The sequence below is a fragment of the Streptosporangium lutulentum genome (genome assembly GCF_030811455.1).
Classification (GTDB): Bacteria; Actinomycetota; Actinomycetes; order Streptosporangiales; family Streptosporangiaceae; genus Streptosporangium; species Streptosporangium lutulentum.
Map to the genome: position 1 here is coordinate 9,173,226 of NZ_JAUSQU010000001.1, position 12,664 is coordinate 9,185,889.

Here is a 12,664-nt window from a genome sequence, read left to right on the forward strand (position 1 = left end):
CGACCGGCTGGGGCCCGCCGCTTCGGGCGACCGGACCTTCGTGCGGGTCACCGAGGCGAACCGCCGGCTCGGGGCACGGACGGGAACCGCCGGCGCGAAGCACCGGCCGGGTCACCCGCGTGGGTCCCCTCGTCCGGGCTACTCGTCTTCGTCGTCTTCGTCGAGCCGGGCCAGCCAGGTGGCCAGCCGCTCCACCGGGGTCTCGAACTCGGGGTTCAGGTCGACGAACTCGCGCAGCCGCTCGGCCAGCCAGACGATGTTGACCGTTTCCTCTCCGCGGCGCTCGACGAGCTCCTCGATACCCCGATCGGTGAAGTACATCGTTCTCCTCGTGGTGACGTTCGCCGTCACCTGTCATAGGTCATAACGGGAAATCCCCCGCAGGGGTTCCTGCGGGGGACTCCGGGTGACGCCTGTTCCGCGCGGACGCGATCCCTAGTTGAAGATCTCGCCCAGCATCTGCTGCAGCTCCGCCTCGTGCGCGGAGTGCGATCCCGAGGCGGGGGAGGAGTTCGCCTTGCGGGAGACCCGCCTGATCGAACGCCCTCCGAGCGTGTCGGGGTTCTCGGCCAGCTTCAGCGTCAGGAACGGCCACGGACCCATGTTGATGGGTTCGTCCTGCGCCCACACCAGCTCGACGTCGTCGGCGTAGCGGTCCAGCTCGGCGAGGAGCGGGTTCGTCGGGAACGGGTAGAGCCGCTCCAGGCGGACGACCGCCACGTCGTTGCGGCCCTGCTTGTCACGGGCGCCGGCCAGGTCGTAGTAGACCTTGCCGGAGCAGAGCACGACCTTGCGGACGCCGGCCGGATCCACCGTGGTGTCGCCCAGCACCGGCCGGAACGACCCCGAGGTGAAGTCGCTGACCTTCGAGACCGCGGACTTGTGCCGCAGCAGCGACTTGGGCGTGAACACCACCAGCGGACGGCGCCGGTTCGACATCGTCTGCCAGCGCAGCAGGTGGAAGTAGTTCGCCGGGAGCGTCGGCTGGGCCACGGTCATGTTGTCCTGGGCGCACATCTGCAGGAAGCGTTCGATGCGTGCCGAGGAGTGGTCCGGGCCCTGGCCCTCGTAGCCGTGCGGCAGGAGAAGCGTGACCGAGGAGCGCTGGCCCCACTTCTGCTCGCCCGAGGTGATGTACTCGTCGATGATCGACTGGGCGCCGTTGACGAAGTCGCCGAACTGCGCCTCCCAGGCGACCAGCGCGTCGGGACGCTCCACGCTGTAGCCGTACTCGAAGCCGAGCGCGGCGTACTCGCTCAGCAGGGAGTCGTAGATGTAGAACTTCGTGGTGCCCTGGTTGAAGGCCTTGAGCGGGGTGTGCTCCTCGCCCGTCACCCGGTCGACCAGCACCGCGTGGCGCTGGGTGAACGTGCCTCGCCGGGTGTCCTGGCCGACCACGCGGACGGGGTGGCCGTCGATCAGCAGCGAACCGAAGGCCAGGGTCTCGCCCATGCCCCAGTCGATGTGATCCTCGGAGACCATCTGGCCACGACGTTGCAGTACCGGCAGCAGACGCGGGTGGACCGTGAAGCCCTCCGGCATGTTGAGCTGGGTCTCCACGATCTGCTTGACGGTCTCCTCGGAGATGCCCGTCGGGTGGTCCTCGTGCGACCAGGGGACGTTCTCCCGGTCGACCGGGCGGGCGAACTCGCCGGTGGGCTCCTTGACCGCCGCGCGGGTCTCGGCGAAGGCGTTCTCCAGCTTGGCCTGGTAGTCGCGGAGCGCGCTCTCGGCCTCCTCCACCGTGATGTCGCCCCGGCCGATCAGCGCCTCGGTGTAGAGCTTGCGGGTGGAGCGCTTGGCGTCGATCAGGTCGTACATCAGCGGCTGGGTGAAGCCCGGGTTGTCGGCCTCGTTGTGGCCCCGGCGCCGGTAGCAGATCAGGTCGATCACGACGTCCTTGCGGAACGCCTGACGGTATTCGAACGCGAGGCGCCCGACCCGGACCACGGCCTCGGGGTCGTCCCCGTTGACGTGGAAGATCGGGGCCTGGATCATCCGGGCCACGTCGGTGGCGTACACGCTGGAGCGGGAGCTCGCCGGGCTCGTCGTGAAGCCGACCTGGTTGTTGACCACGATGTGGACGGTGCCGCCGGTGCGGTAGCCGCGCAGCTGCGACAGGTTCAGGGTCTCGGCCACGACGCCCTGGCCCGCGAAGGCCGCGTCGCCGTGCACGAGCACGGGCAGGACGGTGAAGCCCTCCTCGCCGCGCTCCAGCAGGTCCTGCTTGGCGCGGACCACGCCCTCCAGGACCGGGTCGACCGTCTCCAGGTGCGAGGGGTTGGCCACGACCGAGGTCTTGAGCTTGGAGCCGTCGGGAGAGATGAAGTCGCCGGACGAGCCCAGGTGGTACTTCACGTCGCCCGAGCCGTGGGCGCTGCGCGGGTCGATGTTGCCCTCGAACTCGCCGAAGATCTGGCCGTAGGACTTGCCCACGATGTTGGCCAGCACGTTGAGGCGGCCACGGTGGGCCATGCCGACCACGGCCTCGTCGAGGTCGTCCTCCGCGGCGGCGCTGAGCACCGAGTCGAGCAGCGGGATCAGGGACTCGCCGCCCTCCAGCGAGAAGCGCTTCTGGCCGACGAACTTGGTCTGCAGGAACGTCTCGAACGCCTCGGCGGTGTTGAGCCGCTCCAGAACCCGGAGCTGCTCCTCACGGTCGGGCTTGGCGTGCGGGCGCTCCACCCGCGCCTGGATCCAGGCGCGCTCCTCGGGGTTCTGCATGTGCATGTACTCGACGCCGATGGTGCGGCAGTAGGAGTCGCGCAGCACGCCGAGGATCTCGCGCAGCTTCATCAGGGGCCGGCCGCCGAAACCGCCGGTGGCGAACTCGCGCTCAAGATCCCACAGCGTCAGCCCGTGCGACTTGATGTCGAGGTCGGGGTGCTTGCGCTGCTTGTACTCGAGCGGGTCGGTGTCGGCCATCAGGTGGCCGCGGACCCGGAAGGCGTGGATCAGCTCGATGACCCTGGCCGACTTGGCCACGTCGTCGTCGTGCGTGGCGGAGATGTCCTGGACCCAGCGGACCGGCTCGTAGGGGATCCGGAGAGACTCGAAGATCTCGTCGTAGAAGCCGTCCTCGCCCAGCAGGAGCCGGTGGATCAGCCGCAGGAAGTCGCCCGACTGGGCGCCCTGGATGATCCGGTGGTCGTACGTGCTGGTGAGCGTCATGACCTTGCTCACCGCGAGGCGGGAGAGCGTCTCGGGGGAGGCCCCCTGGTATTCGGCCGGATACTCCATCGCCCCGACGCCGATGATCGTGCCCTGTCCCGGCATCAGGCGCGGCACCGAGTGGACGGTGCCGATGGTGCCCGGGTTGGTCAGGGAGATCGTGGTGCCGGAGAAGTCGTCGACACCGAGCTTGCCCGCCCGGGCCTTGCGCACGACGTCTTCGTAGGCCACCCAGAACTGGCGGAAGTCGAGGTTTTCGGTGGCCTTGATCGACGGGACGAGGAGCTGGCGGGTGCCGTCGCTCTTGGCGACGTCGATGGCCAGGCCCAGGTTGATGTGCTCCGGCTTCAGCAGGACCGGCTTGCCGTCGACCTCGGTGTAGGCGTGGTTCATCTCCGGAAGGAGCTTGAGCGCCTTGACCACCGCGTAGCCGATCAGGTGCGTGAACGACACCTTGCCGCCGCGACCGCGCGACAGGTGGTTGTTGATCACGATGCGGTTGTCGACGAGCAGCTTCGCCGGGACCGCGCGCACGCTGGTCGCCGTCGGAACCACGAGGCTGGCCTCCATGTTGGCCGCCGTACGGGCGGCCGCGCCACGGAGTCGGACTTCCTCGGCACCGGCGGGCAACTTCGTCTCCTGCGTGAGTGGGGCCGCCGGGGCGGCCTTGGCCCTCGGCGCTGGGGTTGGCTGTGCGGCAGGCGGGGTCACCGGAGTCGCAGCGGGTGTTGGTGGAGCGGCTGTGGCCGCTCCCTGGGGCGCGGCTTTGCCGGACCCGGAATCAGGGGTGTAGTCAGCAAAGAAGTTCCACCAGGCACGGTCCACAGACTCGGGATCCTGGAGGTACTTCTGATACAGCTCGTCGACAAGCCATTCGTTTTGACCGAAGGCTGCCAGCGGGTTTGTCCGCGACGACTCAGACGACACGGCGGAAATCGCCTCTTCCGCAGATCGGCGTTAATGAAAAAGAGAACCTGTCCAAGGCTACTCGCCTCGGATGGAACCTGCGCCAGTCTCAGCTCAGCTTCCTTGTCGATCCTCTCAGCACAGTCTAAAACGGTCACTCGCTGGAGATCTATTACGCCGCTCCGATTCCGGTCACCCCTGTCCGACCAGCCTGGACTCGACACGGACGCCCGGGGTGATCGTCTCCAGCATCTTGACCAGTTCTTTTCCCGCCTCCTCCAGCTCCTCCAGGGACATGGGCGCGAGCCGCTCCAGCAGGAACAGGGCGTCCGTGGTCTCCTCGGTGATCCGGGTCCTGACGCACTGCCGCCAGTTCCACCGGCGGCAGGTGACCCCCTTGTCGTCCCGCCAGACCACCTCGCCGATCTCCGGGTGGTCGATCGCCGGCTCGCCCTTCTCGACGACCTCGAACGGCTCCTCCCCGGTCGCGCGGATCAGCCTGGCGGTCCCCTCGTAGTGGTTCAGATCCTCTCCGCCGATGGGCAGGCCGTGCCTGACGCTGATCGCGTTGTAGGCGTCCACCACCTGGTTGATCTCGGGCAGAGGCATGCGCCTGACCAGGGCGTCCACCGACGGCCTGGTCCGCTGCGGCTTCGCCCCGAAGGCCCGGTAGGCGTCTCGCCACGCCTCGACCTTCGGGTCGTCGGCCGCCACGGCCTTCTCCGCCGCCTCCGCCAGCCAACCCCGCGACCTGTCGTCGGTCGTCCCGTTGCGCAGGCCGTACACCCCCATCGCCAGCACCGCGAAGTCCGGCCTGAGCGCGCCGACCGAGGGGTCCACCCATATGTTTTCGATCACTGCCCCAGTTTAGGCCGGATGAGTTCCTCACCTGCGACGGAGCCGGATCCCGCCGTACCCGACCGGCTGTGGAGCGCGTCAGGCGGCCGTGTGAGGTGTGAACGTGACGTTCAGTTCGGCGTCCAGTGCCTTGGCCAGGCGTCGCAGCAGCGGCAGGGTGGGAGTGACCCCGCCGGTTTCCAGGCGCGACACCTGAGGCTGCGTCATGCCGGCCCGTTCCGCCAGCTCCGCCTGCGAGAGGCCGAGTTCCGTACGGCGGTCGTAGACCCGCTGTCCCAGAAGCAGCGCCTCGCGGGCTTCCTGGTAAGCGTCGGCACGACGCTCGGCACCGGCTCGCTCCCATTCGGTATGTGCCACGGTCGTCACTCATTCCTTCCAAACGCGATCGTAGATCTCCGAGGCGGTTGTATGACGGATCTCACACTCGAGCTGTGCCCTACGGGCTCGCTCGACCTGGCTGGTCTCCTTGCGGCGTGTCTTGTAGAAGACGGTGAGAAGAACCACCCGCCTGCCGGGAGAGAGCCAGTAGGTGATCCTTGCCTGGCGCCGTGTGAGCGCGAGGCGTAACTCTCGCAGCCTGCCTCCGAGGTGCTTGGAGTATGGCTCGTCAAAGGTCTCCGCCTGTTCGGCGAGGAGGTCGGCCAGGGCTTCAACCTTCACGTAGTCGCGCTCGGACAGTGACTCGAGCCAAGACTGGATCTCGGGCTCGATCTCAATGACGTATAACCTCACGGTCCGTGAAGCTATATGCATTCGATTATATAATCCGTGGTACGCCGAAACCAGCATGACTGGAGTGCGCGACAAGAGAATTTTCGGTGGTTATCTGGCGGATCTCATGATCGCTCCGCCTTCGTGGCGGGCGGTGCCGAGGGCCGGCGGAGCGGTGGGGACCGGGGGCCGCCGCGCGTGGAGGGAATCGAGGGAGGTTCGCCATGTCTGCGCCGTTCGCCGCTCTCGTCGGCGTAGCGTGATCGGCATGACGCTCATCGTTGATCCTGATGCGGACGCGGGCCCGGAGGACATCCACCCGGTCGCCGCGGTCATCCTCGCCTGCACCGAGTACGCCGCCCACGCGAACATCCTGGCCGACCGGCTGGAGGGAGCCGAGCTGACCCGGGACGAGTGCGAGCAGGTGCTGGCCTCCGTCGGCTACGCCACCACCGCCTCCACCCGGCTCGTCAGGGCCGTCACGCCCCGCCCGGAGGCCGGGGACGAGGACTGATCGCCGTACGGGGCCCGTTCGGCGACGGAGAGCGGGATCGGGGCGGCCGCGGGGAGGGCGGCCGCCCCGGTTCGAACGGTTACCGGCAGCGGGTTCCGTTGAGGAGGAAACGCTCCGGTGTGGGGTTGGGGCCGGGAGCCTCGGCGCCGATGAAGCCGAAGGTGATCGAGCCACCGGGCTTGATGGTCTTGTTCCAGCCCAGGTTCGCGGCGGTCACGGTCGCGCCGCTCTGGGTCAGGTCGGTGCTCCAGTGATCGCGGACCTTCTGGCCGCCGAGGAAGGACCACTTCAGGGTCCAGCCGTTGATCGCCTTCGTGCCGGTGTTGGTGACGGTGACCTGGGTGTTGAACCCGTTCGGCCACTGGCCGTGGGTGGTGTAGGTCACCGTGCAGACGCCCGCGGGGGCGGGTGTGGCGAGGAAGGACGAGATCCAGGCCAGCGGGGAGTTCCAGTTGATGGTCAGCTCGTTGGTGGACCACGACTCGATGTCGTCGATGTAGCAGAACTGGGGCGCGCAGCCGCGGAGCTTGGCCTGGGCCACCGGGTCCTGGATGCTTGAGTTCGGTCCGCCGGACAGGGTGCCGCGCGGCGGGTTGGGCAGGGCGGGGTCGAGCTGGTGGGCGTACCAGCGGCTGTGCTGGTTCTTGGAGGCCACCTCACCGTAGCCGGTCACGTAGGACTGGTTGAGGGCGTTGCGGCCGAAGATGTAGTCCATCCCCTCCAGCACCCCGTCGCGATACTCGGCCTCGCCGCTGATGTCGTGCGCGACGGCCATCACGACCATGTTGTTCAGCACCAGGTTGTTGGAGCCCCAGTCGAAGTCCGGCGGGTTGTACGGCAGGCCGTACGGGTGTGCCCTGGCGACGGCGAGATACCTGTCGGCGCCCTCCAGCACCGACCGCCGCACCCGATCCCGGTCGGGGAGCGCGTTGGGCACGCTCGCCAGCTGCAGGCGGCCGAGCTGGGCGGTGTTGCCCCAGTCGAATCCGCGCTCGCGCCAGATGTCGCCGGTGTGGTGGGGGGAGGCGAGCACGTAGTCCCTGAACTCCTTCTCTCCGGTGGCGATGTAGAGCTCGGCGGCGGCCCAGTAGAACTCGTCGGTCACGTTGTCGTCGTTGTACGCTCCGCCGCCCACCCCGTCGGCGGGGTCGGCGTACCGGGACGGGTTGGCCTTCGCCGCCGCCCAGGCCTCCCTGGCCGCCTTCAGGTTCCGCGCGGCGAACGCGGCGTCGTACGGCGTGAACAGCCGGGACGCCTGGGCCGCGGTGGCGGCCAGGTTGAGGGTGGCGGCGGTGGAGACCGGGTGCAGCTCACGCCTCTGCGGGTCGAGGTGGGGCAGGAGCGGCAGGCCGGTCCACGCGGCGTCGTGGATCTTGTGGTGGGCCATCCCCGCGTACGGCTTTCCGTCGGGGACCTGCATGCTGAGCAGGAACTCCTGCTCCCAGCGGGCCTCGTCCAGGATGTCGGGCACCCCGTTGCCGCTCTCCGGGATGTTCAGATCCCCGTCCTTGTGGGTCCCGTCGGTCTTCGAGCGCTCGAAGGCGGCCATCAGCTGGTGGACGGAGATGCCGCCGTTGACGACGTACTTGCCGTGGTCGCCCGCGTCGTACCAGCCGCCCTTCACGTTGAGCGTGTAGTCGCAGACGCCGGGCTGGCACGGCACCTCGACGTCTCCCTGGTTGGGGGCGGTCCCGACATGCCCGGCGGGCCTGCCGTACCCCGGGCGCAGGGCGTCGAGGATCGGGGTCCCGCTGCGCTGGGTGTAGTAGAACTTCAGCGCGTCGGTTCTGAGCTCCTCGTAGAGGTTCGCGCCGATGTCGAACGGGCGGCTGGTCTCGCCGTCGGCCTCCAGCGTGTAGCCGGTGCCGGGGGTCGTGACCCTGCCGAAGTCGATCGAGTGCACGTTCTGGCGCGAGCTGGGGTCGACCCCTCGCGGAGTGGTGTCGCCCTGGGCGACGGTCGCCCCCGCGCGCTTCAGCGTCCAGCCCACCGGCTCGGTCTCCTCGGTGACCACGGTGGCGTTCTTCGGCCCCGTGGGCAGGTAGCCGACCATGTTCACCCGGACGCGCGGCCCGGTGTCGGGCCGGTAGACCTCGGGCTCGGCACCGCCCTTGAGGGAGACGTCGTCCACGCAGAACCTCCAGGGGGTGGCGCTGCCCCCGAGCTGGAACACCACCTGTCCGGTCGGCAGGTCCACCGGCGAGGTGAACGTGTAGGAGTAGTCGTTGCCGGACACGCTCAGCTCGGGGTTGGCCGACAGGAACTGGGTGTAGGGGTCGACCGGGAGCTGGACGAGGGCCCTGGCGACGCGGCCGGGGGTCGCGATGCCGAAGAAGGAGTATTCGTACGTCTCGTCCTTGACCAGCGCGACGTTGTCCTGGCCGATGATGACGTCCCACGGGTTGACGGTGCCGCCGGGGACGTCGGCGCAGAGCCGGCCGCCGTCGATCTCAAGTGTGGTGTTGCCGGTGCTCCACCACGGAGCCGTGCCGGTGTCGAAGGTGCCGTTGACGATCTGTTCCGGGCCGTCGGCGGAGGCGGGCAGGGGGTCAGGGTCACCAGGGCGGCGGCCAGGGTGAGGGCGAGCCAGGCAGGTGGTCTGATCACGGGGGGTTCCTTTGAGTGAAGGACGCATCCGCAGGTGAGTGTAAGGACGCATCCGCAAGTGGGAGCGCTCCCATTTTCGGATGCGCCGATGTTTCCAGCGGGTTTCCCCAGCGTCAACGAGCCGCCCCCGGTTCCCGGCCGCTGACCGGGTGAATGACCGATTTGCCCGATGAAACTTTCAAGCGATCGACCCGGTGCCCTTCTCGGCGATCGCCTGGACTTCTCGGTGAGCCGGGCGCCCGGCTCGGATCGGGAAGGCGCTTCTTTCCTGCCCGCCCGTCGGCCGGGATCGGAGGAGCGCCGCCGTACGAGAAGCCGGCCCTCCGGGAACGCCGGGACACGTCTCCGGCGCGTCAAAGATTCTCCGGTTGGCGAGAAATGATGGGCCAGATCCGCACATAGGGAGGATGTCCGTATTTCACGCTGACAGAGGAGACCGGTCATGGGAACCGCCCGTGGATGACGAACGGTCGGCCAGGTTCGAGACCGTCTACAGGGAGGCGTACGGCCTGATCACGGCCTACGCCGCGCGCCGCTGCGACTCGCCGCAGGACGCGGCGGACGTGGTGGCGGAGACCTTCGTCGTCGCCTGGCGCCGGATGGACGAGCTGCCGCCGGGGGAGGAGGCCACGCCGTGGTTGTACGGCGTGGCGCGCAAGGTGCTGGCCAACCACCGCCGCGGCGAGGTCCGCCGCCAGGCGCGCAGCGTCGAGCTCGACGTGGAGATGGCGGACCTCTACGGAGACTCCCCCGACAGCGGGGTCGAGCTGAGCGTGATCGCCCAGGTGTTCCGGACCCTGTCCGACGACGACCGCGAGCTTCTGTCGCTGGTCGCCTGGGAGAACCTGGACCGCGAGGAGATCGCCACGTCGCTCGGTCTGTCACGCAACGCCGTACGCATCAGGCTCTACCGCGCCCGCCGACGCCTGTCGCGTGCGCTCACCGAGGCGGGCGTCCGGCTCACGTCAGAGAGCCGGCTGGTTCCGGCGGAGAGGTCGCTGTGAAGAACATCGACGAGATCAAGGCCGCGGTCGGACCGCTGGCCAGGGTCGAGCCCGGAAAGCCGGGAGGCGGCTCGTCCGGCGCGGGGGCGCGGGCGCTGCTGGCCTCGATCATTGCCGAGGAGCCCGGCACGGCCGTCGCCGAGCCACACCGGGCCCGCCGCCGGTCCCGGTCCCACGGTCTCCGGCGGCCGGTCATGGGACTGGCGGCCGCGGTGGTGCTCGCCGCCGGCGTCGTGGTCGGCCCGAGCCTGCTGGAGGGCGGCCGCGGCGTGGCGGCCTCCTACGCCGTCACCAAGGACTCCGACGGGATCGTGTACATCACGGTCCGCGATTTCCGCGACACCGTGGGGCTGGCAAGGCGGTTGAAGGACCTCAGGGTCCCCGCCGTCGTCGACTACGTCCCCCAGGGGCAGAAGTGCCGGGAACCGCGGGCGACGCCCGTGAGAGACATTCCCCCGGGCCTGTACTACCCGCCTACGAACATTCCGGGTGAAGAGCACGGCTCCGGCTGGCAGATGCGGATCAACACCAAACTCTTCAAACCCGGCCAGACCTTCGTCTGGACCATGACGGCCACCCCCGGCGGGGGGAGCAGCACCGGCACCATCCTCATGAACAACCCCGTGGCACCCTGCGTGCTCGTACCCGACGACACCCCCACGCCGAAGGCGGTTCGCCCGGACGCCCGCCTGGCGACCGTCAAGGGTCGCTCGCTCGCCGGGTTCCGGGTGGACGAGAAGACCGTGGGCGAGGTGGTGCCGGAGATCAAGAAGCGAGGGTTGAAGGTCACCTACCTGATCATGGCCGTCGCTCCGGGAAACCCGGGGGGCTTCGGGGAACTGCGCATACAGGACACCCCCGTCGGCGACGACTGGATCGTCTGGGAGGCGGAGGAGGTCGTCCAGGGGGCGGAGGAGACCCCCACGGGGGTGATCCGCCTGCTCGTCACCGACAGGCGCTACGGCAGAAACCCGGTCTACGGCGGCCCGCGCGACGACGTCGTCACCGACTGACCGCGAACCTCCCGTGCGGCTCCGCGTCCCGCTCGCCCACCGGGTCGCGGTCGCCGCCCCCCGGTCGCCCGCCGACGCCGGCGGGCGCCCGGCGGGTCCCGTACGGGACCCTTGCTCTGTCAGGACACCTCCCGCGGGGGAGGCGAGACTGTCAGGTCACCGTCCAGTCGATCTCCGGCCCCTGCGGCACGATCCCGCTCGGGTTGATGTTCGTCTGGGTGATGAAGTAGTGGCGCTTGATCTGGTCGAAGTCGGTGGTGTCGCCGAACGCCGGGATCGCGTACAGCCGGCGGGCGTAGGCCCACAGCGCCGGATAGTCGGTCAGGCGGCGGATCGCGCACTTGAAGTGGGAGTGGTAGACCGCGTCGAACCTGGCCAGCGTCGGATAGAGCCGTACGTCGCTCTCGGTCAGCGCGTCGCCGTGCAGGTACGGCCGGCCGGAGAGCCTCTCCTCCAGCAGGTCGAGCGTGGAGAAGACCTTGGTGACCGCCTCGTCGTAGGCCTCCTGGGAGGTGGCGAACCCGGCCTTGTAGACGCCGTTGTTGAACCCGTCGAAGATGACCGCGTTCAGCGCGTCGATCTCCTCGCGCAGCCCGGCCGGATAGAGATCGGGCGCGCCCTTGGCGTGCCACGGGGCGAAGGCGGTCTCAAGGGTGAGAGTGATCTGCGGGTAGTCGTTGGTGACCAGGCGCTTGGCGGTGAGGTCCCAGACGCAGGGCACGGTGTAGCGGCCCTGGTAGTCGGGGTCGGTCGCCAGATACAGCTCCGAGAGGTATTCGATTCCGGTGACCGGGTCGCCTCCGGGGACGCGCCAGCCCTTCTCGTCCCTGATCGGGTCGACGATCGTCACCCCGACGACGTCCTGAAGGCCCAGCAGTTCGCGGACGATGAGCGACCGGTGCGCCCACGGGCAGGCGTAGGAGGCGTAGAGCCGATACCGGCCGGGCTCGGGCGGATGATCGCCGTCCGCCTCGATGCGTGCCGTGAACCGGTTGGGCTGCCGGACGAAGCGTCCGCCGTCGGAGATCTCACGTCCCAGCTTCATGCCTTAACCGTACGGGACCCCGCATAGAACGTGATTCGGTTCAGAAGGCACAATCATCACGATGGTGGAGAAAGGTATTTCATGTAAAGCCGGTAGGGAATATTGACTTAGGGAGGATCCGTGCGTAGCTTTTCCGGTATGGGCCTCTATCTGACTAAGTGCGCGCATGTCGACTTTTGTCGCGTGTGCAGCGCCCAGTGTCCGTGATCACGAACCGACGTCGTCGCACCCCTCCCACCTTCCAGGACGCACCTCGTGATCAAGACCAGAAATGTCCTTACCTCCATGTCACTTCTCGCCACCCTCACCGCCTGCGGCGGGGAGGCCTCCGCCAAGCCCGGTGAGCCCGAAACCCTGGAGCTTCGCTACCAGGGAAGCGTCGGCGCCGTGACCTTTCCCGAGCTCGCCGAGGAGCTCGGCTACCTGAGCCCTCTCAAACTGAAGTGGATCGGCAACACGATCTCCGGTCCGCAGGACATCCAGGCCGCCGCGACCGGGCAGACCGACTTCGGGGGCGCCTTCAACGGCGCCATCGTCAAGCTCGCCGCGGCCAAGGCCCCGGTCAAGGCCGTGATCGGCTACTACGGCAGCGACCAGGACAGCTACGTCGGCTACTTCGTGGCCGACGGCTCGCCGATCAAGGGTCCGCGCGACCTGATCGGGAAGAGGATCGGGGTCAACACCCTGGGGGCCCACCTGGAGGCCGTGGTCAAGGAGTACCTCAAGCGCGGCGGCCTGACCCCCGAGGAGATCAAGCAGGTCGAGCTGGTGGTCGTGCCGCCGGTCAACACCGAGCAGTCGCTCCGCCAGGGCCAGATCGACGTGGCCGCGCTGA

At 68.5% G+C, this 12,664-nt stretch carries 10 protein-coding genes and 1 pseudogene; 4 read left to right on the forward strand and 7 right to left on the reverse strand.

What is annotated here, in order from left to right:
- Positions 1-138: 138 nt before the first annotated feature.
- The 5 genes from J2853_RS41430 to J2853_RS41450 form a co-directional block, all read right to left on the reverse strand.
- Positions 139-321 (reverse strand): DUF6104 family protein, encoded by a 183-nt coding sequence (locus J2853_RS41430; protein WP_307566954.1) that lies wholly within the window; start codon positions 319-321, stop codon positions 139-141.
- A 114-nt stretch (positions 322-435) separates the two neighbouring features.
- Entirely contained in the window at positions 436-4,098 is a 3,663-nt protein-coding gene (locus J2853_RS41435) for a multifunctional oxoglutarate decarboxylase/oxoglutarate dehydrogenase thiamine pyrophosphate-binding subunit/dihydrolipoyllysine-residue succinyltransferase subunit (protein WP_307566956.1), read from the reverse strand.
- Positions 4,099-4,269: 171 nt separating this feature from the next.
- Complete coding sequence (locus J2853_RS41440; RefSeq protein WP_307566958.1) at positions 4,270-4,935, reverse strand: B3/B4 domain-containing protein; 666 nt, start codon at positions 4,933-4,935, stop codon at positions 4,270-4,272.
- A 78-nt stretch (positions 4,936-5,013) separates the two neighbouring features.
- Positions 5,014-5,292 carry a helix-turn-helix domain-containing protein gene (locus J2853_RS41445; protein WP_307566961.1) on the reverse strand — a complete coding sequence of 93 codons (279 nt, stop codon included), beginning with the start codon at positions 5,290-5,292 and terminating at the stop codon, positions 5,014-5,016.
- 9 nt (positions 5,293-5,301) lie between these two features.
- Positions 5,302-5,667 carry a type II toxin-antitoxin system RelE/ParE family toxin gene (locus tag J2853_RS41450; RefSeq protein ID WP_307566963.1) on the reverse strand — a complete coding sequence of 122 codons (366 nt, stop codon included), beginning with the start codon at positions 5,665-5,667 and terminating at the stop codon, positions 5,302-5,304.
- Positions 5,668-5,914: 247 nt separating this feature from the next.
- Between J2853_RS41450 and J2853_RS41455 the strand changes: the two genes are divergently transcribed.
- Positions 5,915-6,160 carry a hypothetical protein gene (locus J2853_RS41455; RefSeq protein ID WP_307566965.1) on the forward strand — a complete coding sequence of 82 codons (246 nt, stop codon included), beginning with the start codon at positions 5,915-5,917 and terminating at the stop codon, positions 6,158-6,160.
- Positions 6,161-6,239: 79 nt separating this feature from the next.
- On the opposite strand, the gene J2853_RS41460 is transcribed toward J2853_RS41455, so the two are convergent.
- The gene (locus J2853_RS41460) at positions 6,240-8,795 is read right to left on the reverse strand and encodes a glycoside hydrolase family 9 protein (protein ID WP_307566968.1); all 2,556 of its coding nucleotides are present in this window, start codon (positions 8,793-8,795) and stop codon (positions 6,240-6,242) included.
- Positions 8,796-9,222: 427 nt separating this feature from the next.
- On the opposite strand from J2853_RS41460, the gene J2853_RS41465 reads away from it, so the two are divergent.
- Entirely contained in the window at positions 9,223-9,771 is a 549-nt protein-coding gene (locus J2853_RS41465) for an RNA polymerase sigma factor (protein ID WP_307566970.1), read from the forward strand.
- Positions 9,768-10,784: a hypothetical protein gene (locus J2853_RS41470; protein WP_307566972.1), complete on the forward strand. Its 1,017-nt coding sequence runs from the start codon at positions 9,768-9,770 to the stop codon at positions 10,782-10,784. Before J2853_RS41465 ends, J2853_RS41470 begins: the two co-directional genes overlap by 4 nt.
- Before the next feature lie 151 nt (positions 10,785-10,935).
- Here the strand turns inward: J2853_RS41470 and J2853_RS41475 are convergent, their stop codons facing one another.
- Positions 10,936-11,829: a glutathione S-transferase family protein gene (locus J2853_RS41475; RefSeq protein WP_307566974.1), complete on the reverse strand. Its 894-nt coding sequence runs from the start codon at positions 11,827-11,829 to the stop codon at positions 10,936-10,938.
- 285 nt (positions 11,830-12,114) lie between these two features.
- Between J2853_RS41475 and J2853_RS41480 the strand changes: the two are divergent.
- Positions 12,115-12,600: pseudogene (locus tag J2853_RS41480) on the forward strand (ABC transporter substrate-binding protein); the annotation flags it as partial.
- Positions 12,601-12,664: the final 64 nt, after the last annotated feature.